Source organism: Sphingomonas sorbitolis, assembly GCF_036663875.1.
Lineage (GTDB): Bacteria > Pseudomonadota > Alphaproteobacteria > Sphingomonadales > Sphingomonadaceae > Sphingomonas.
Window position 1 is genome coordinate 239345 of the sequence record NZ_JAXOJS010000001.1, and the last position, 20138, is coordinate 259482.

General features: G+C 65.8%; 14 protein-coding genes and 1 tRNA gene. 8 read left to right on the forward strand and 7 right to left on the reverse strand.

Annotation, left to right across the window (positions count from 1 at the left end; all coding sequences use genetic code 11):
* Position 1: 1 nt before the first annotated feature.
* A tRNA-Pro gene (locus U1763_RS00990) sits at positions 2–78 on the reverse strand.
* 122 nt (positions 79–200) lie between these two features.
* Between U1763_RS00990 and lepA the strand changes: the two genes are divergently transcribed.
* Positions 201–2021: a translation elongation factor 4 gene (gene lepA / locus U1763_RS00995; RefSeq protein WP_056049136.1), complete on the forward strand. Its 1821-nt coding sequence runs from the start codon at positions 201–203 to the stop codon at positions 2019–2021.
* Between the two features lie 291 nt (positions 2022–2312).
* Here lepA and U1763_RS01000 read toward each other — a convergent pair whose 3' ends face one another.
* Positions 2313–2543 (reverse strand): hypothetical protein, encoded by a 231-nt coding sequence (locus U1763_RS01000; protein ID WP_332753719.1) that lies wholly within the window; start codon positions 2541–2543, stop codon positions 2313–2315.
* Between the two features lie 294 nt (positions 2544–2837).
* Between U1763_RS01000 and U1763_RS01005 the strand changes: the two genes are divergently transcribed.
* The 5 genes from U1763_RS01005 (at position 2838) to U1763_RS01025 (ending at position 10883) form a co-directional block, all read left to right on the forward strand.
* Positions 2838–5150, forward strand: a complete 2313-nt coding sequence (locus U1763_RS01005) for a TonB-dependent receptor (RefSeq protein ID WP_332754386.1) — start codon at positions 2838–2840, stop codon at positions 5148–5150.
* Positions 5151–5396: 246 nt separating this feature from the next.
* Positions 5397–8765 carry a polysaccharide deacetylase family protein gene (locus U1763_RS01010; protein WP_332753720.1) on the forward strand — a complete coding sequence of 1123 codons (3369 nt, stop codon included), beginning with the start codon at positions 5397–5399 and terminating at the stop codon, positions 8763–8765.
* Between the two features lie 80 nt (positions 8766–8845).
* The gene (modA, locus tag U1763_RS01015; protein ID WP_332753721.1) at positions 8846–9604 is read left to right on the forward strand and encodes a molybdate ABC transporter substrate-binding protein; all 759 of its coding nucleotides are present in this window, start codon (positions 8846–8848) and stop codon (positions 9602–9604) included.
* Positions 9605–10294, forward strand: coding sequence for a molybdate ABC transporter permease subunit (gene modB / locus U1763_RS01020; protein ID WP_332753722.1), 690 nt, complete (start codon positions 9605–9607; stop codon positions 10292–10294). It begins immediately after the preceding gene.
* Positions 10284–10883 (forward strand): ATP-binding cassette domain-containing protein, encoded by a 600-nt coding sequence (locus U1763_RS01025; protein WP_332753723.1) that lies wholly within the window; start codon positions 10284–10286, stop codon positions 10881–10883. Before modB ends, U1763_RS01025 begins: the two co-directional genes overlap by 11 nt.
* 46 nt (positions 10884–10929) lie before the next feature.
* On the opposite strand, the gene htpG is transcribed toward U1763_RS01025, so the two are convergent.
* Positions 10930–12837 (reverse strand): molecular chaperone HtpG, encoded by a 1908-nt coding sequence (htpG, locus tag U1763_RS01030; protein ID WP_332753724.1) that lies wholly within the window; start codon positions 12835–12837, stop codon positions 10930–10932.
* A 289-nt stretch (positions 12838–13126) separates the two neighbouring features.
* Here htpG and U1763_RS01035 point away from each other — a divergent pair, with 289 nt between their 5' ends.
* Together U1763_RS01035 and U1763_RS01040 are read left to right on the forward strand one after the other, a co-directional pair.
* Positions 13127–14185, forward strand: coding sequence for a nucleoside hydrolase (locus U1763_RS01035; RefSeq protein WP_332753725.1), 1059 nt, complete (start codon positions 13127–13129; stop codon positions 14183–14185).
* A gap of 205 nt (positions 14186–14390) precedes the next feature.
* Positions 14391–16673 (forward strand): TonB-dependent receptor, encoded by a 2283-nt coding sequence (locus U1763_RS01040; protein ID WP_332753726.1) that lies wholly within the window; start codon positions 14391–14393, stop codon positions 16671–16673.
* A gap of 30 nt (positions 16674–16703) precedes the next feature.
* Here the strand turns inward: U1763_RS01040 and bluB are convergent, their stop codons facing one another.
* The 4 genes from bluB to U1763_RS01060 are packed head-to-tail and all read right to left on the reverse strand — an operon-like array spanning position 16704 to position 20132.
* Positions 16704–17354, reverse strand: a complete 651-nt coding sequence (gene bluB, locus U1763_RS01045; RefSeq protein ID WP_332753727.1) for a 5,6-dimethylbenzimidazole synthase — start codon at positions 17352–17354, stop codon at positions 16704–16706.
* Complete coding sequence (gene cobF, locus U1763_RS01050) at positions 17351–18112, reverse strand: precorrin-6A synthase (deacetylating) (RefSeq protein WP_332753728.1); 762 nt, start codon at positions 18110–18112, stop codon at positions 17351–17353. The genes bluB and cobF overlap by 4 nt, the downstream gene beginning before the upstream one ends.
* Positions 18109–18828, reverse strand: a complete 720-nt coding sequence (gene cobA, locus U1763_RS01055) for a uroporphyrinogen-III C-methyltransferase (RefSeq protein ID WP_332753729.1) — start codon at positions 18826–18828, stop codon at positions 18109–18111. Before cobA ends, cobF begins: the two co-directional genes overlap by 4 nt.
* A complete protein-coding gene (locus U1763_RS01060; RefSeq protein ID WP_332753730.1) occupies positions 18825–20132 on the reverse strand; it encodes a cobyrinic acid a,c-diamide synthase CobB in 1308 nt (435 codons plus the stop codon). Before U1763_RS01060 ends, cobA begins: the two co-directional genes overlap by 4 nt.
* Positions 20133–20138: the final 6 nt, after the last annotated feature.

The window sequence follows — 20138 nt, forward strand, 5'->3', positions numbered from 1 at the left end:
ATGGTCGGGGCGATAGGATTCGAACCTACGACCCCTGGACCCCGAGACCAGTGCGCTACCAGACTGCGCCACGCCCCGACAACATTGCCGGTGAGCCCCCTAGCCGCGACAGCAAGTCCGGGCAAGACAAATATCAGCTGCTCCCTGTCGAGTGTTGGTGCGATCTATCGCACACGGAACGGCACTGCTAGGAGCGCGGCATGACTCCGCTCGACCGCATCCGCAATTTTTCCATCATCGCCCATATCGACCACGGCAAGTCGACGCTCGCCGATCGGCTGATCCAGGAAACTGGCGGCCTCACCGCGCGCGAAATGTCCGAGCAGGTGCTCGACAACATGGACATCGAGAAGGAGCGCGGGATCACGATCAAGGCGCAGACAGTGCGGCTTGCGTATCACGCCAAGGACGGTCTCGACTACGTCCTCAACCTGATGGACACGCCGGGCCATGTCGATTTCGCCTATGAAGTGAGCCGCAGCCTCGCCGCATGCGAGGGCGCGCTGCTGGTGGTCGATGCCGCACAGGGCGTCGAGGCGCAGACGCTCGCCAACGTCTACCAGTCGATCGAGCACGACCACGAGATCGTGCCGGTGATCAACAAGATCGATCTGCCTGCCGCGGAGCCTGAGAAGGTGCGCAAGGAGATCGAGGACGTGATCGGCATCGATGCATCCGAGGCGGTGCTCGCGTCGGCGAAGTCGGGGATCGGCATCGTCGAGATCCTCGAGGCGATCGTCACCAAGATCCCGCCGCCCAGCGGCGACCCGGAGGCGCCGCTGAAGGCGATGCTCGTCGACAGCTGGTACGACCCGTATCTCGGTGTCGTCATCCTCGTGCGCGTGATCGACGGGGTCCTGAAGAAGGGCCAGCAGATCAAGTTCATGCAGACGGGGACGATGCACCTGGTCGACCGGGTCGGCTGTTTCCGTCCGAAGATCGAGCAGCTGACCGAGCTCGGCACGGGCGAGATGGGCTTCATCACCGCGCAGATCAAAGAGGTCGCGCAAACGCGCGTCGGCGACACGATCACCGATGCGAAGCGGCCTGCATTGGAGGCCCTCGCGGGCTTCAAGGAAGTCCAGCCGGTCGTGTTCTGCGGGATGTTCCCGGTCGATGCCGCCGAGTTCGAGAAGCTGCGCGAGAGCATCTCGAAGCTGCGGCTCAACGATGCGAGCTTCTCGTTCGAGATGGAGACGTCGGCCGCACTGGGCTTCGGCTTCCGCTGCGGGTTCCTCGGGCTGCTGCATCTGGAGATCATCCAGGAGCGGCTGACGCGCGAATATGATCTGGACCTGATCACCACCGCGCCGTCCGTCGTCTATGAGATCGAGCTGACCCACCCCGATCCGTCCGGTACGACGCATATCGAGCTGCACAACCCTGCCGACATGCCCGAGCCGAACAAGATCGCGACGATCAGCGAGCCGTGGATCGAGGCGACGATCTACGTCCCCGACGAGTATCTCGGCAGCGTTCTGAAGCTCTGTCAGGACCGCCGCGGCATCCAGAAGAACCTGACCTATGTCGGCGGTCGCGCGCAGGCGACCTACGAGCTGCCGCTGAACGAGGTCGTGTTCGATTTCTACGATCGGTTGAAGTCGATGTCGAAGGGCTATGCGAGCTTCGATTATCACCAGATCGGCTACCGCGAGGGCGACCTTGTGAAGATGGGTATCCTGGTCAACGAGGAGCCGGTCGACGCGCTGAGCATGATCGTCCACCGCGGCACCGCTGAAGTGCGCGGCCGCGGGATGGTCGAGCGGCTGAAGGAACTGATCCCTCGCCACCTGTTCAAGATCCCGATCCAGGCGGCGATCGGCGGCAAGGTGATCGCGCGCGAGACGATCAGCGCGATGCGCAAGGACGTGACCGCCAAATGCTATGGCGGCGACGCGAGCCGCAAGAAGAAGCTTCTGGAGAAGCAGAAGAAGGGCAAGCTGAAGATGCGCGAATACGGGTCTGTCAGCATCCCGCAGGAAGCGTTTATCGCGGCGCTCCGGATGGGCGACGACGCCTGAGGCCAAGCTTTGCTTGGACGAGGATAAGCGTCTAGCCGGACGGCGACCGGCCGAGCTCGTACTCGGTCGTGTCGTTCGACGGCGCGGCTTTCGCCGCGGCGCGACTGAGGCCGCGTTCGAACGACAGTCCGCTCTTGTTCTCCCATCGCCAACCGCCGTCACCCCAGCGAACGCTGGGGTATCTCCGGGGGGCGCGTCCGGCTCGAACCGGGAGATACCAGCGTTCGCTGGCACGACGGGGGTAGGTATCGTTTACGCCCAAGCCGCTCTCTCAATATCTGCCCGTCGCCGTCACTCGTACGTCGCGATTCCAAACGCGATGTAGCCGACGCACAGGATAATCCGGGTCAGCCAGGCCGCTTCGCCGTGCAGTACGACGCTCGCCGCGATCGCCGCGATAAACGCCGCCATAATCGCCCAGGCCTGCCAGGCGAAAGGGAACGGGAAGAGGCCGCCGGTCGCACTGGGCTCGAACCAACCCGAACGCCGAATGGTCAGCCAAAATCGCATCACCAAGCCCATAGGGCGAAGCTAGCATGGCGTTCCCGCTCCCTGCCATCGGCAAAAATATCGCACCGTGTTGCAGACCGGCGCCAGCCCCAAAGCGCCGCAACCAACTGTCATCATCCTAACACAATCCCCGCCTAACCGCCGACCTGGGGAGTGAGCGTCGCGAGGCGTCGTCGTGCCGTCCGGGGAGGGCGGTCGAGGACGATCAACGACGTTGTATTTTGGGATGTGCGGCTTGTCGTCAGGGACGGCGTCGCACGATTGGGGAATATCATCTTGAAGATTTCGGTCGTTAAGTCGGCGCTGATGCTTAGCGTCGCGTTTGGTTCGGTTGTGGCTGGCTCGGCCGCGTTCGCGCAGGCAGCGCCGGTCCAGGAGCAGGCTGCTCCCGAGGAAGGGCTCGGCGATATCGTCGTCACCGCGGAGCGTCGCTCCGAGAACCTCCAGAAGGTGCCGCTCTCGGTCGGCGTCGCATCGGGTGACGCACTGCGCGCCTATACCGCTGGCGGCGACGACACGCTGCTCGCGCTGTCGGGTCGCGTCCCCGGTCTGTACGTCGAATCGACGACCGGCCGCATCTTCCCGCGCTTCTACATCCGCGGCCTCGGCAACATCGATTTCTACCTCGGCGCATCGCAGCCGGTCACGATCATCCAGGACGACGTGATCCTCGAGCATGTCGTGCTGAAGTCGAATCCGGTCTACGACGTCCGCCAGGTCGAAGTGCTGCGCGGTCCGCAAGGCTCGCTGTTCGGGCGCAATACCACTGCGGGCATCATCAAGTTCGACACCAACAAGCCGACCAACGATTTCGAGAGCCGCGCCTCGGCCTCGGTCGGCTCGTACAACAGCGTCAGCCTCGACGCCGGTGTCGGTGGCCCGCTGATCAAGGACCTGCTGGCGATTCGTCTCTCGACGCTGATCCAGCACCGTGAGAATTATGTCGACAACCGGTTCGCCGGCTTCAGCGCGGACAGCACGGGAACCCCGCGCAAGGACGCGATGGGCGGCTTCGACGACCGCAACGTCCGCGTCCAGCTGATGCTGACCCCCGGCGAGCGCTTCACGCTCGACCTGTCGGGCCACGCGCGCTGGTATGACGGCACCTCGACGCTGTTCCACCGCGGTGCGCTCAAGAAGGGCTCGAACGACGTCTCGGCCGAGCCTCGCAACACCGTGTCGCTCGACGAGGGCAACGACAATCCGCAGAGCTACAACACCTATGGCGGCTCGGCGCGCGCATCCTACGACTTCGGCCCGGCCACGCTGACCTCGATCACCGCATACGAGACGACCTCGGGTTTCAGCCGCGGCGATACCGATGGTGGTGCAGCGGTGAACTTCCCGGTCGGCGGGCGCGCGAACGGCTTTGGCGAGTCGCAGGGGCAGATCCGCGATCTCGACCAATGGTCGCAGGAATTGCGGATCGCCGGCAAGCCCGGCGGCCGGTTCAACTGGCAGTTCGGTGGGCTGTATTTCGATAACCGCGACATCACCGATTTCTACCAGCGGACGTTCTTCCTGACCGCGCCGGACGTGAACGGCACGCGACCGAACCCCAACAACTGGGTGCGCCTGCACGATGTGAACACGTCGTGGTCCGGGTTCGGCCAGGTCAGCTACGAGTTGATGGACAAGCTGACGGTCACGCTCGGCGGCCGCGTCACCGAGGACAAGAAGCGTACGCAGCTTCTCAAGACCGTGCAGAATGCGGCGGGCGTCAACCAGTACCCGGCAGGCTTCCGTCGCGACGTCACGCTGAAGTCGACCAAGCCAAGCTGGGATGCGAGCATCCTGTATCAGGCGAACCCCGACATTAGCTTGTATTCGCGCGTAGCTCAGGGCTTCCGCGGACCGACGATTCAGGGTCGTTCGGCGGTGTTCAACTCCGACTTCTCGACCGCGAACTCGGAGACGATCCTGTCGTGGGAGACGGGGATCAAGACGCGTCTGCTCGACAACACGCTGAGCCTCAACGCTACGGTGTTCGGCTACCGCGTCAACGACATCCAGCTCAATGGCAACGATGTGAACGGCAACGGCATCCTGTTCAACGGCAACAAGGCCGGGGCCTACGGCATGGAGGCCGAGGCGAACTGGAAGCCGGTCCCGAACCTTACCCTGGGGGCGGGCCTGAGCCTGTTGCACAGCGCGATCCGCGACAAGACGACCGAGGTGCAGGTGTGCGCGCTCAACAACGTCGTGGTCTGCACGCCGTCGCGCGTGCCCCGCGCAGTTCCCGGCGCGTTCGGGACGACGTTTCTGGTCAAGATCGACGGCGAGCCGCTGCCGAATGCGCCGGAATACAACGTCGACCTCACCGCGCGCTACGACCAGCCGCTGGGCAATGGCGGTCGCGCGTTCATCGCGGGCGACTTCAACATCCAGGGCTACACGCAGTTCGTGCTGTACAAGACCAAGGAGTTCACCGCGAACGGCAACTTCGAGGGTGGCCTGAAGATCGGCTACGCGGCGCCGGACGATGCGTATGAGTTGGCGGTATTCGCGCGCAACATCACTGGCGAGAAGAACCTTAAGGGCGTGATCGAGAACTACATGGCGGCGGTGTTCAACGAGCCGCGGATCATCGGCGTCTCGCTCAGCGGCAAGTTCCGCTGATTTCTTCCCCTCTCCCGTAAGCGGGAGGGGGTGGGGGTGGGCTCGCGCTATCGTCAAGCGCGGCGTGTGTTCGAGCCGGGTGCCCACCCCTCGGTCCCCTCCCGCTTGCGGGAGGGGATGCAGTAGTAACCGCGTCGTTACCTAAACTATGCGTGACGCATTTTTCAGCAGCGCTCACGCAAACGGCATTGTAGCGAATTATTGCGGCGAGTTGCCGTTTTCCTTCGGCCGGTTGATACTCGCACCATGTCGCTCAATCCCGTATTCTATGATGCAAGCGGCCGTCGTCGGCGGCGGTTCACCTTCGGCGTCGCGGCGTTCATCGCGCTGCTGCTGCTGTCGATCGCGGTGTTCGCCGTCTCGATCGGCGCGGTGCCGACCGCGCCGCTGCTGCCGATCGAGCCCGAGCACCCCGCACTCCACAAGCTGCCCGCGCCGCGGGGCGGTATCCTTCGCGAGACCCGCCGCGACCTCAATTACTACGCCAAGCAGCTCTTCGGGACGAGCGCCGCCAAGCCCGGTATCGGCAACGGCGCCAACCCCGCACTCGCGATCGCCTTCCACGCGCCGTGGGACGAGGCGAGCACCGCCAGCCTCGCGCGGCACGTCGAACAACTCGACTGGCTGATCCCCGGCTGGGTCTCGATCACCGGCAAGGATCACCACATCACCGTGTTCCGCGACCAGGCCGGGCGCGACATCCTCAACAAGGCGGTCCATCGCCCGGTGATCCTGCCGATGGTGCAGAACGCGGTCGACGGGAACTGGGACGGCGCCGGCAGCGCCGCACTGTTCGCCGATCCGAAGGCACGCGCGGCGTTCCTAGACAAACTCGTGCCGTTCCTGAGCGCGAACCATGCCGGCGGCGTGTTCTACGATTTCGAGGATTTGCCCGCATCGGCGCAGCCCAACTACCGCACGTTCCTCGCCGAGACGCGAGCGCGGTTCGCTACCCGCGGCTGGGTGGTCGCGATCGCTGCGCCGGTCGGCAACCCCGACTGGAACCTGCCCGCCTACGCCAAGGTGACCGACAAAGTCTTCCTGATGGCGTATGACGAGCACGAGACCAGCGGCGCGCCCGGCCCGATCGCCTCGCAGCGCTGGTTCGCGCGCATGGTCGCCGACGCAGCGCGCGGTATCCCCCCGTCGAAGCTGGTCGTCGCGATCGGCTCGTACGCGTATGACTGGCACGCGGGCGCCGATGCGGGCAACGGCGATGCACTCGATGTCGAGGAAGCGTGGCAGAACGCGGCGGACTCGGGCACGATGCCGACCTTCGACAAGGCGAGCGGCAACAGCAGCTTCGCTTATTCCGAAGGCGGCGTGCAGCATCAGGTCTGGCTGCTCGATGCGGCGTCGGCCTACAACCAGATCGCGTTCCTGCAAAAGGCGGGCCTCGGCAGCGTCGCGCTCTGGCGTCTGGGCTCGGAGGACCCCGGACTCTGGTCCATCTGGGGTCGCGAACATCGCAAACTGCCGATCCCCGATGCGATCGACGCGATGCCCGCCGGCACCAACGTCGATATCGAGGGCAGCGGCGAGATCCTCAAGATCGCCGCCGAGCCCGTCACCGGCATCCGCGACGCGGTCCCGGCCAAGGACGGCACACTCGCCGATGTCGTCTTCACGCGGATGCCGTCGCCCTATGTCGTGGTGCGGACCGGCTATCGTCCGAAACAACTCGCGCTGACCTTCGACGACGGCCCCGATCCCGAATGGACGCCGCAGATCCTCGACGTGCTCAAGCGCGAGCATGCCCCGGCGACGTTCTTCGTGATCGGCGAGAACGCGCTGACTGAGCGGCCGCTGCTCGAACGCATGGTCGATGAAGGTCATGAGATCGGCAGCCACACCTATACGCATCCCAACCTCGCCAACGTCTCGCAGCGGCAGGTGAAGTACGAGCTGAACGCGACGCAGCGGCTGTTCCAAGCGTTCACCGGGCGGTCATTGCGCCTGTTCCGCGCGCCCTATTTCGGCGATGCCGAGCCGAGCACCGCGGACGAAATCCTCCCCGCGCTCGAAGCGCAGCAGCGCGGCTATATCTCGGTCGGCCTCCACGTCGATCCCGACGATTGGAAGCGCCCCGGCGTGCAGGCGATCATCGACCGGACCATTGCCGGCGTCGAGGCCGGCAATCCGGAACGCAGCGGCAACGTCATCCTGCTCCACGACGCCGGCGGCAACCGCGCGGAGACCGTCGCAGCGCTGCCGGTGATTATCGAGCGGCTGCGCGCGATGGGCTACAGCTTCGTCCCCGTCTCCACGCTCGCCGGGCTTTCGCGCAACCAGTCGATGCCGGTGATCTCGTCGAGCGACCGCGTCGCCGCCGTCGCCGATCTGGCGCTGTTCAGCACGCTTGGCGGTATCGTCGTAGCGCTGCGCTGGATTTTCGGCATCGCGATCACGATAGGTATCATCCGCGCCTTGGCGCTGTCGGCGCTCGCCCTCATCCAGGCGCGGCGCGAGTTGAAGACGGTGTTCCCGGCGATCGATCCGTCGCGGTTCGTCACCGTGATGATCCCGGCGTTCAACGAGGAGCGCGTGATCGTTCGCGCCGTACAAGGCGTGCTCGCCTCTGCAGAGGTTGCCATCGAGGTGATCGTGATCGACGACGGTTCGAGCGACGGCACCAGCCGCGTCGTGTCCGAGGCGTTCGCAAGCGACGACCGCGTGCGCCTGCTGACGCTGGAGAATGGAGGGAAAGCGCGCGCGCTCAACCGCGGGCTCGAACTGGCACGTGGCGAGATCGTGATTGCGCTCGACGCCGATACGCAGTTCGAACCGATGACCATCGCGCGTCTGGCCCGTTGGTTCGACGATCCGAAGCTCGGTGCGGTCGCGGGCAATGCGAAGGTCGGCAACCGCGTCAACCTGATCACCAAATGGCAGGCGCTCGAATACATCACCGCGCAGAACCTCGAACGCCGCGCGCTCGCCCGGCTGAACGCGATGACGGTCGTGCCGGGCGCGGTCGGCGCGTGGCGGCTCGAGGCGATTCGCAGCGTCGGCGGCTATCCCGACGACACGCTCGCTGAGGACCAGGACCTCACGATCGCGATCCAGCGCCATGGTTGGAAGGTGCAGTACGACCAGTTCGCGATCGCCTGGACCGAGGCGCCCGAGACGATGCGCGCGCTCGCCAAACAGCGCTTCCGCTGGGCGTTCGGGACGTTGCAGTGCCTCTACAAGCACCGCTCGGCGATCGGCAGTTCGCATCCGCGCGGGCTCGGCTGGGTCGGATTGCCGCAGGCGATCGTGTTCCAGATCGTGCTCGCCTCGATCTCGCCGATCATCGACCTCGCGCTGCTGGTCAGCTTCGCCTCGACCTATCTCGCGGTGCAGGCGCATGGCTGGGAACAGACCAGCCACGACGTCTATACGATGCTGGCCTATTGGCTGATCTTCACCGCGATCGACCTGCTCGCCGCGACGATCGCGTTTGCGCTTGAGCGTAAGGAACGCTGGCGGTTGCTCTGGTTGCTGATCCCGCAGCGGATCGGCTACCGTCAGGTGATGTACTACGTCGTGCTGAAGGCGATCGCGCAGGCTCTGCGGGGGCCGCTGGTCGGCTGGGGCAAGCTCGCGCGGACCGGACGCGTCACGGCGAACTAAGCGCGCAACATACCGAACCGGCTAGCGTTATGGTCCCGCGCTATATATCGGTATGCGCAAAGTTCGAGGGGGCAAGCAGCATGCGGTATCTGACGTCGGCGCTGGTGATGACGGTCGCCCTTGGCGCGACGGGTGCCCAGGCACAGCAGCGCCCGCCGCTGGTGCTTGCTGCCGCCTCGCTACAGGAGTCGCTTACCGCCGCTGCCGACGCATGGGCGAGGAGCGGGCATGTGAAGCCGACAATCTCGTTCGCGGCGTCGTCGGCGCTCGCACGGCAGGTCGAGGCCGGCGCGTCCGCGGATCTGTTCGTGTCGGCGGACGAGGACTGGATGAACGCGCTCGCTACGAAGAATCTAATCGTCGCCAGTACCCGCGTGACGTTCCTCGGGAACCGCCTCGTCGTGGCGGCGCCGGCGGGCAGCAAGGTCCGTATCCCGGTGCGCCCGCCCGCAGCCCTTGTTCGCGTCCTCACGGCCGGGCCATTGGCGATGGCAGATACCGCAGTCCCGGCCGGCAATTACGGGCAGGCGTCGCTGGAAAAGCTCGGCGTTTGGGCGCAGGTTTTGCCGAAGGTGGTGCGTGCGGAGAATGTCCGCGCGACGCTGGCACTGGTCGAGCGCGGCTTGGCGCCGCTCGCGATCGTCTACGCAACCGATGCCAAGGCATCGGCCAAGGTTCGTATCGCTGGCGTCTTCCCTGACGCAACGCATCCCGCGATCACCTATCCGATCGCGCGGCTGAAGACGTCGACGAACCCGGAGGCAGAGGGCTTCCGCCGCTTCCTCGTCTCGCCCGCGGGCAAGGCGATCTTCGTTCGCTACGGATTCTCCGCGCGCTAGATGCTTGATGCAGCCGAATGGGAGATCGTCGCGCTGTCGTTGAAGGTCGGCGGCGTGGCGATGGCGGTTACCCTGCCGGTTGCGTTCGCGCTGGCGTGGCTGCTCGCACGGGTCCGCTTTCCGGGTAAAGTCGTGGTCGACGCGGCGATCCATTTGCCGCTGGTGGTGCCGCCGGTCGTGACCGGTTGGTTGCTGCTGCTCGCATTTGGTCCCAATGGCCCGATCGGCGCCTGGCTGCAGGACTGGTTCGGCGTCACGGTGTTATTCCGCTGGACCGGCGCGGCAATTGCGGCGGGCGTGATGGCGTTGCCGCTGATGGTGCGCGCGATGCGCATCTCGATCGAGGCGGTGGATAGGCGACTTGAAAATGCCGCGCGGACACTGGGGGCGGGGCCGTGGCGCGTATTCTGGACGCTCACGCTGCCGCTCAGCGTGCCGGGCGTATTGGCGGGTGCGGTGCTCGGCTTTGCGCGATCGATCGGCGAGTTCGGGGCAACGATCACGTTTGTCTCCAATGTGCCCGGCGAAACACAGACGCTGCCGCTCGCGATCTATTCGGCGCTCCAGCAGCCCGGTGCCGATGCGTTGGTCTGGCGATTATCGTGTGTATCGGTGGGGTTGTCGCTGATTGCTTTGATCGCGTCCGAACTGCTGACACGCCGCGCAGGGCGAGGCCTTCATGTCCTTTGAGATCGATATCGAGAAGCGTCTCGGCGACGCACAGGTTGCGCTGACGCTGGACGCAGGGGAAGGCGCGACGGTGCTGTTCGGTCCGTCCGGCATCGGCAAGTCGAGCGTGCTCAACATGATCGCCGGGTTGCTCCGCCCCGACCGCGGCCGCATCGCGGTCGACGGCGAAACGCTGTTCGGGAACGGCATCGACGTCCCCCCCGAACGTCGCCGCGCCGGCTATGTATTTCAGGACGCACGCCTCTTCCCGCACATGCGCGTTCGGGAGAACCTCCTCTACGGCGCCGGCCGCGATCATGACGCGTTCGAGCAGCAAATCGCATTTCTCGGCATCGGTCACCTTCTGGATCGCTGGCCGCGCACCTTGTCGGGCGGCGAAGCGCAGCGCGTCGCGATCGGTCGCGCGTTGCTTAGCCACCCGCGCTTTCTGCTCCTCGACGAACCGCTGTCCTCGCTGGATCGCGCGCGACGCGAGGAAGTCCTCGTTGCGATCGAACACGTCCGCGACGTGCTGAAGCTGCCGATCCTGATGGTGACGCATGACCCGGCCGAAGCGGAACGGATCGGGACGCGCGTGGTCCGGATGTGAGGCCGGCCTTCTCCCCACCTCACAGGGTGGGGAGAACGCAAACCGGTTACCCGAGCGCCCGCGTGAACAGCCGGCTCAGCCGCGCCGAAAACGCCCGCGCATCGAGCGGCCGCTCGCCATCGGCGATCTGCGCTTCGTCGAACAGCAGGTGTGCGGCATCCTCGCGCAGAGCCGTCTCGTCCTCGCCGAGCGCTGCCAGCTTGGCGATCAACGCCGAGCGCGGGTTGATCTCCAGCACCGGCTTGGCGGCCGGCATCGCCTGACCGCTGGCCGCCAGGATGCGTTCGAGCTGGCGGTCCATCCCGCTATCCGCCGCGACCAGGCAGACCGCGCTGTCGGTAAGCCGTTCGGACGCGCGAACCTCGGATACCGCGTCGCCGAGCGTGGTCTTCACGAACGCGATGAAGTCCGCGACTTCGGGCGTGGCATCGGCGGTGGGGGCCTCCGCGCCATCGACCAGCGGGATCAGCCCGAGATCAGCGGCGCCCTGCGTGACCGACTTGAATGGCTTGCCGTCGGAATCGATGCCCGCCGTCACCCAGAACCCGTCGACCGAGTCCGGCAGCAGCAACACTTCGATCCCCCGCGCGCGGAACCCTTCGAGCTGCGGCGAGGCTTCGAGGCGGTCGAGATCGGTGCCGACCGCATAATAGATCGCGGTCTGGTTCTCCTTCATCGCGCCGACATAGTCGGCGACCGAACGCCATGCGCCGCCGGACGTCGTGGTCTTGAAGCGCGCGAGCTTGAGCAGAGCCTCGCGGCGTTCGAAATCCTCGTACAGTCCTTCCTTCAGGACCGCGCCGAAATTCTCCCAGATCTTCGCATACGCGTCGGCATCGCGTGTCGCGAGCTTGTCGAGTTCGCTCAGCACGCGGCCGGTCACGCCCTTGCGGATCGCGGCGAGCATCGGGCTTTCCTGAATCATCTCGCGCGAGACGTTGAGCGGCAGGTCGGACGAGTCCACCAGCCCGCGCATGAAGCGCAGATAGCGCGGCAGGACCTCAGCATCGTCCGTGATGAAGACACGCTTGACGTACAGCTTCATCCGGCCGTTGCGGTCGGGATCGAACAGGTCGAACGGCTTGGCGCCCGGCACGAAGGCGAGCACCGAATATTCGTGCATCCCTTCCGCGCGATAGTGGAGCGTCAGCGCCGGCTCGTCGAACTGGCCGGACACGCTGCGATAGAAATCGGCATAGTCTTCGGTGCTGATCTCGGACTTGGGCTTGGTCCACAAGGCGGCGCCATCTGCGATATCGACCGGTTCGGCATCGGGCTTTTCGCGCAGCGTGATCGGGACCGGGACATGCCCCGACTGGTCCTTGATCAGCCGCTCGACGGTGTAGCGCTCGGTGAACGACGTCGCGTCCTCGAGCAGATGGAGCACGACGCGGGTGCCACGCGAAGGCGCTTCGGCGGTGTCGACGGGTGTGATCGTGTAGGTCCCGAGGCCGTCCGACGACCAGACCGAGGCAGTGTCGGCGCCAGCGCGACGCGAGACGACGTCGACCTTTTCGGCGACCATGAACGCAGAATAGAAGCCGACGCCGAACTGGCCGATCAGCTGTGCGCCTTCGCTGCCCGAGCTGGCGGCGATGCGGTCCATGAACGCCTTGGTGCCCGAGCGCGCGATCGTGCCGAGCGCCTCGCCCATGTCGTCGGCGGTCATGCCGATGCCGTTGTCCTCGATCGTGAGCGTGCGCGCTTCGGGATCGAGCGTGATCGCGATCTGCGTGCGGGTCTCGTCGCCGAGCAGTTCGGGCGCGCTCAACGCCTCGTAGCGCAGCTTCTCGCACGCGTCGGCAGCATTCGAGATCAGCTCGCGCAGGAACACGGTCTTATCCGAATAGACCGAGTGCACCATCATGTGCAGCAGCCGCGCGACATCCGCCTCGAAGGCATGAGTGTGGGGCGTCGTCGTCTGGGGTTCGATGGAAGCGGTGTCTGGAGTCATGGTACGGAACGACCTTCGCTGAATATTCGTGGCGGAGAGTTGGACGGGCATCGAAACGAATTCAAGAGGCCGCCGACGCACATGTCGCCCATGCCTTGATCGTGCACCCTCGATAGCGACTGAAAAGGGGAGCTGCCGCTTTGCAATTGACGGCTGCGATGCGGGCAGGGGATGTTCACGCCGATCATCCGTAGACACCATCCGCAGAGAAGAGTGTAGCGTGCCCATGCGAACAGTTTCGGCCTCTTGTCTCGCGTCGCTCATGGCGCTGGCCTTTCCCATCGCGGGCGTGGCTAAGGATATGCCGGCCAAGCGTCTTGTCCTGATCGACGACGACGTGGTGGGACTGAACGGTGCCCCCGCGCTGCTGCTCCAGGCGCCCGATGTCGCCGTGCTGGGGATCACCACGACCAGTGGCTCGGTTTGGCGCGATACCGCGACCGCCTATGCCTTACGAACGGTCGAGATCCTCGGGCGTACCGATGTGCCGGTGGTGCCGGGCGCGACCTTTCCGCTCCTCAACACGCAGGAAGCGACCAGGCGGTGGGAGGGGCAATATGGTCGGCTCGAATTCAAAGGACCGTGGACCGAGCCTGCATCCGGCGCAAAGAGCCAGTCGTCCCCCGGTACGCCGTCGCCCGCAATCGTGCCGAGCTTGCCGATCGGCGATCCGGTGACCAAGCCGACGGGTGAAATCGCCGCCGCGTTTCTCGTCCGGATGGTGCGCGCGCATCCGCACCAGATCACGCTGTTCGCGACGGGACCGATGACCAACATCGCGATCGCGCAGAGCCTCGATCCGGGCTTTGCTGCGAACGTGAAGGAACTGGTCTACATGGGGGGCAGTCTCAATCCGAAGCAGACGCTCGACACGCCGGCGGCTGCGGAATTTGCGCGTGAGTTCGTCAACACGCCGCGCCGCGAATTCAACATCCGTTGGGATCCCGAAGCGGCGCGGATCATGGCGCACGGGGCGTGGCCGAAGGTGACGATGGTGCCGATTGATCCGTCCACGGGGACGCAGTGGACGCGCGGCTTTCTGGACAGTGTGAAACCGGCGCATACCCCGCTCACCGACGCACTTCAGACCGGGCTCGAACCGGGGTTTCCGATGTGGGACGAGATTGCGGCGATGGCCTGGCTGGAGCCAGCCATCGTCACGCGCGCCGAGACGCTCTACATCGATTTCGACACGAGCCAGACCGCCGGATACGGCGATACGCTGTCGTGGCACGATGCGTACCGGCCCCACCTTGGCGAACGCGCGCAGACCGTCGTCTTGCAAGTCGACCGCGCGAAGATGGAGGCGGCCATGCGAACGCTGTATACCCGACCTCCGCGGCGATGACCGTCACCGCGTCGGCAGCGCCGACGTTGACCATCACCGCGTCGGCAGCGCCGACTGGGGCAAAGATGTCGCGGTGCCCGGCAAAAATGCATCGTGCCCGATCGCGCCTATTGCAGCACGTTACAGCGGTGTTACCGATCGGGGACGGATCCGGGTCACACGGATCGACGCCGGAGGATGTTCGAAGCCCAAGGGGGGACCATCCATGATTCGCTTGCCCGTTCGTACGTCTGCCATCGCCCGGTTGTTGGCCGCCAGCGCGCCACTCCTCGTCTTCGCCGCGCCAGCCGTCGCGCAGCAACAAGCGCCAACTGGCCAGACTGCCAGCGATCCGGCCGGCGATCAGGGACTTGGCGAGATCGTCGTCACCGCGACACGCCGTCAGGAATCGTCGAAGGACGTGCCGCTCGCGGTCACCGCGATCAGCGGCGAAAAGCTCGACGTGCTCAATTCGAGCGGTCTCGACATCCGCTTCCTCGCTGGCCGCACGCCGAGCCTCCAGGTCGAATCGTCGTTCGGCCGCACGTTCCCGCGCTTCTATATCCGCGGCCTCGGCAACACCGATTTCGATCCCAACGCCGCGCAGCCGGTCTCTGTCGTGTACGACGACGTCGCACTCGAGAACCCGATGTTGAAGTCGTTCCCCGTCTTCGATCTGCAAAGCGTCGAAGTGCTGCGCGGGCCGCAGGGCACGCTGTTCGGGCGCAACACGCCGGCCGGCGTGGTGAAGATCGATTCCGCCAAGCCGAACCCCGACAAGGTCTCGGGCTATACGACTGGATCCTGGGCGACCTACAACACGATCAACGGCGAGGCTGCGCTCAATCTGCCGATCGGCAACGGGTTCGCGTTCCGCGCCTCGGGTATCATCCAGTCGCGCGACGATTGGGTTAAGAACGACTCCACGACGGGCAACGCCGACCGCAAGCTCGAGGGCTATCGCGACGTCGCCGGCCGCTTCCAGCTTGGCTATACCAGCAGCGACTTCAACGCGTTGCTGAACGTCCATGTTCGCGACCTCACCGGATCGCCGCGCATCTTCCGCGCCGGATTGTTCAAGCCGGGCACGAACGACTTCAACACTGGGTTCGACCCTAAGCACGCCACGCTCGACGGCTATACCAGTCAGAGCCTGACGCAGTGGGGCACCAACCTCCGGCTCGACTATCATCTCGACGGCATCGGCACCTTCTACTCGGTCACCGGCTACGAGCAGGCCAAGGTCGAGAGCACCGGCGACGTCGACGGCGGCAACAACTACACGTTCCTCGGCGGGACGATCGGTGCGATCGGCGTCGGGCTGTTCCCGTCGAACACCGGTGGCCTGACAAAGCCGAAGGAGTTCAGCCAAGAGCTTCGGTATGCCAGCGAGGACATGAACGGCATCCGCCTCCAGGGCGGGCTGTATTATTTCCACCAGACGCTGCGCTATCACCAGTACGACTATGCGTTCGGCGGTAGCGGATCGCGCGTGACCGACCTGACGCAGGATATCTTCCACGACAATCGCAACGAGAATTACGGCGTGTTCGCGTCGATCGAGGCCAAGCCGACCGAGTTGCTGACGCTGCGCGCAGGCGTCCGCTATTCGCACGATTATCGCAACGACCTCGTCACCGCACCGATTCCGGGCAGCGGGATCAGCGACACGTTGCCGGCGCGTGCGGTCGTGCGTGGATCGAACGTCACCTGGGATGCTAGCGCGACCTATGAACTGACGCCCGCGATCAACGTCTATTCGCGGCTCGCGACCGGCTATCAGGGCCCGGCAATCCAGGACCGCGTGACATTCGGCAGCGTCCAGAGCACCGCGCCCAAGCAGACCACCTTCTCGGGCGAGAGCGGCTTCAAGGGTACGCTGCTCGACCGGAAAGTGAACTTCTCGCTCGACGCCTATTGGTACAGCACCAAGGACCTGCAGATCACCGCGGTCGGCGGCAGCAGCAACTCGGCACGGCTGATCAGTGCGAACAAGGCAATTGGCTACGGCGTCGAGGGCGAGTTCGAGGCACGTCCGCTCCCCGAACTGACGCTGACTGCGAGCGGAAGCTACAACTTCACCGAAATTCGCGATCGGAACATCGGCGTCGGGGTCTGCGCGACCTGCACCGTACTCGACCCGATCGTGAACGGGTTCGCGATCATCGACGGCAACGACCTTCCCCAGGCGCCACGCTGGATCGCCAACTGGACCGCGCGCTACGGCGTTCCGCTCGGCAATGGCGGCGAGGTCTATGCCTATACCGACTGGGTTTACCGCAGCCGCGTCAACTTCTTCCTGTACGAAGCCGTCGAGTTCACCGGCAAGTCGTCGCTCGAAGGCGGTCTCAAGGTCGGCTATAAATCGCCGCAGGGGTATGAGGTCGGCGCGTTCGTCCGCAACATCACCAACCAATATCGCAGCATTTCGGCGATCGACTTCAACAATCTGACCGGCATGATCAACGAACCGCGGATCATCGGCGGGCAGTTCAAGGTCGCGTTCTGACCTGACGAAAGCGGATCATCGGGCGCTGGGTCAGCGTTCGATGATCCGATCGGCTACGGGTTCGCGGTGCTGCCAGTCGCGGCGTTCGAGTTCGGGTATGGTCGAGGGATGCTCGGGATAGCCGAGGCAGAGGACTGCGATCAGCGTCCAGTCGCGCGGGACGTCGAGCATCGTGGCGACGGCGGCCGGATCGAGGATCGAAACCCAGCCGAGGCCGATCCCGCGCAGCCTTGCGGCCAACCAGAGGGTGTGGATCGCCATCACCGTCGAATAGCGCAGCGTGTCGTGCATCGTCGTCCGGCCCAGGCCGTGGCCGGCGAGCGGCGCCTCGTCCGAGAAGACGGCAACGACCTCCGGCGCTTCACGAAGGCCATGGAGCTTCAACGAGCGATAGTGCGCACGGCGATCGAGGTCGAGCTGCGCTTCGGCGGCGACGGCGTTCGCGGTATCGACGTGATCGGCTAGGTGCGCGCGGATACTTGGCGAGCGGACGCGTACGAAGCGCCATGGCTGCGCATTGCCGACAGACGGCGCCAGCGCAGCGGTTTCAAGCAAGGCGCGGAGGTCGGCGTCGGTGATCGGCGTCGGCAGGAAATGGCGGACGTCGCGCCGCCAGCGAAGCAGCATGTCGAACTGCGCGGCGAAGTCGGCCTTGAACACCGGCGGTGTGTCGGCGGTCATCCGCGGACCGGCGTCCGGCGCAGGAGATAGATGTCCATGATCCATCCATGAGCAGCACGCAGTCTCGCGCGCTCGCCGACGATGCGCGCGGCGACATCCGCGAGGGGGCCGGCGACGAGCGCTTCGTGCGGCATGCCGAGATAGGCGCCCCACCAGATCGAGACGCCGGCCGGGCTCAGCGTCTCGAACGTACAATGGCCGTCGAGCATGACCGCGAGCGTATCGACCGCGTCCGGCCAGCCGCTCTCGCGCAGGCGGCGGCCGGTGGTGATGAGCACCGGCGCGGCGAGATCGTTGAGCGGGATCGTATGCGCGGCGGTTAGCGCCTGGAGGCTGGTAATGCCGGGGACGACCGTCACCGTCATCGGCAGTCCGTCGGCACGCAGGCGGTCGGCGATCCTCAGCGTGCTGTCGTAGAGCGAGGGATCGCCCCAGACGAGCAGCGCGAGACGACCGCCGTTCGGAAGATGCCGTGCGATCTGCTCGGCCCAAGCCTCGGCGATCGCGTCGTGCCATCGGTCGACGGCCTCGCGATAGGGCGCGTCGGCATCGCGTACGGGAAGGTCGAATTCGACGACGCGCGTGGAGCCGGTCAGCACGTCGGCACAGATGGTGCGGCGAAGGTCGATCAGGTCGGACTTGGCGTCGCCCTTGCGGGGCAGGAGGATCAGGTCGGCGGCATTCATCGCCTTGATCGCGGCGCGCGTGAGGTGATCGGGATTGCCGGTACCGATGCCGATCAGCTGGAGGTCGATCATTCCGCCTCCATCAGCGGACCGTAGAGGATCAGGGCGGGCTTGCCGGAGAAGCCGTCCTGCAACCGGGCGGCAAGCTCGGCGATCGTCGAACGGGTCAGCGTCTGATCGGGGTGGCCGACATTCTCGGCGATCAGCGCGGGCGTGTCGGGCGACAGGCCATGCGCGATCAGTGACGCCGCCAGCGCGGGGAAGGTGCGCTTGGGCATGAACACGACCGTGGTCGCGTCAGGATCGGCGAGCGCGGCCATGTTGCGCTGTTCGGGCAGGTCGCCGGTGACGTCGTGACCGGTCAGAAACTGGACGCGGCGCGCACTTAGGCGCCGGGTCAGCGGAATATTCGCGGCGGCCGCGGCGGCGCTTGCGGCGCTGACGCCGGGGATGATCTCGAACGCGATACCCGCCGCCCTCAGTGCGACGATCTCCTCTTCGAGGCGGCCGAAGATGCCCGCGTCGCCCGACTTGAGGCGGACGACGCGTAGACCGGACTGCGCGTATTCGACCAGCAGTTGCGAGACGTGCGCCTGGCTAGGCGACGGGCGCCCAGCACGCTTGCCGACCGCGACGAGATCGGCGCCGGCGCGCGCATGACCGAGCACGGCCGAGGACAGGTCGTCGAACAGCACGGCGTCCGCCGCCTGCAACCGCGCGACGGCCTTCAGCGTCAGCAGTTCGGGATCGCCCGGCCCCGAGCCGACGAACGAGACGAACCCGGTCATGACGCGGCGGCGATCATGTGGAAGAAGCTGCCGCTGACGTGCCCGCGATACGAGCCGGTCTCGGGTACCACGTTGCCCTCGGCATCGGTGACGTGCGCGAGCGGCGCGTCGGGCTGGTCGATGATCGTCGAATAATGAAACTCGTGCCCGGTCAGCGCTGTGTCAGCGGTGAAGCCACCCATCGACGCGTAGAGCGTCGCGCGACGATAGCCGAGATGCATTTTCCGCTGGGCGTAACTGGTCACAAGGCCGAGCAGTCCCGCCATCCGGTGACGCGTGCCGTCGGCATCGATCAGGCCTTCGCCGAGCGCCATATAGCCGCCGCACTCGCCGTGGACGGGGCGTGTGCGCGCGTGCTCGGCCAGACCTGCGCGGAACGTTGCGGCGGCGGCGAGCTTGCCGGCGTGGAGTTCGGGATAGCCGCCGGGAAGCCAGACCAGATCGGCGTGTGCGGCCGGGGCTTCGTCGGCGAGCGGCGAGAACGGCAGGATCTCGACGCCGGCTTTGCGCCAGCCTTCGAGAACATGCGCATACGTGAATGAAAACGCTGCGTCCTGCGCGAGTGCGATCCGCTGGGCGGGCGGTCGGATCCAGGTATGAGCATTGACCGGACGCGCGACGGCCGAGGCGGCGTCGCGGAGCGCAGGAATGTCGACATGCGCGCGCAGGAACGTCGCATACTCGTCGATGCGGGCGTCGAGATCGGGGTGCTCGGCGGCTTGCACCAGTCCCAGGTGGCGTTCGGGCAGCTTCAGGTCGCCGCGCCGTGGCAGCGACCCGAGCACGCGGATGCCGACCGCCTCCATCCCGCTACGCGCGAGCCGTTCGTGACGCGGGCTGGCGACGCGGTTGAGGATGACGCCGGCGATCGGGACGCTCGGGTCGTAGCGGCTGAAGCCGAGCGCGGTGGCGGCGGCGGACTGTGCCTGGCCCGAGACGTCGATCACCAGCACCACCGGCCAGCCCATCCGCCGCGCGATGTCGGCACTGGCGCCATTGCCCGTCGCGCCGGGCTTCGCGACGCCGTCGAACAGCCCCATCGAGCCTTCCGCAAGCGCGAAGTCGGCGTCGTCCGCCTTGGCGGCGAGCGTGTCGAGCATCGCCGCCGCCATCGACCAGCTGTCGAGGTTGAACGAGGCGCGACCACTGGCGGCGCGGTGAAAGGCAGGGTCGATATAGTCGGGGCCGCTCTTGAACGGCTGCACCACGAGGCCATCGTCGCGAAGCGCGCGAAGGAGGCCGAGCATGACGGTGGTCTTGCCGGTGCCCGAGGCGGGCGCGGCGATGAGGAGGCCCGGGGTCATATCCGG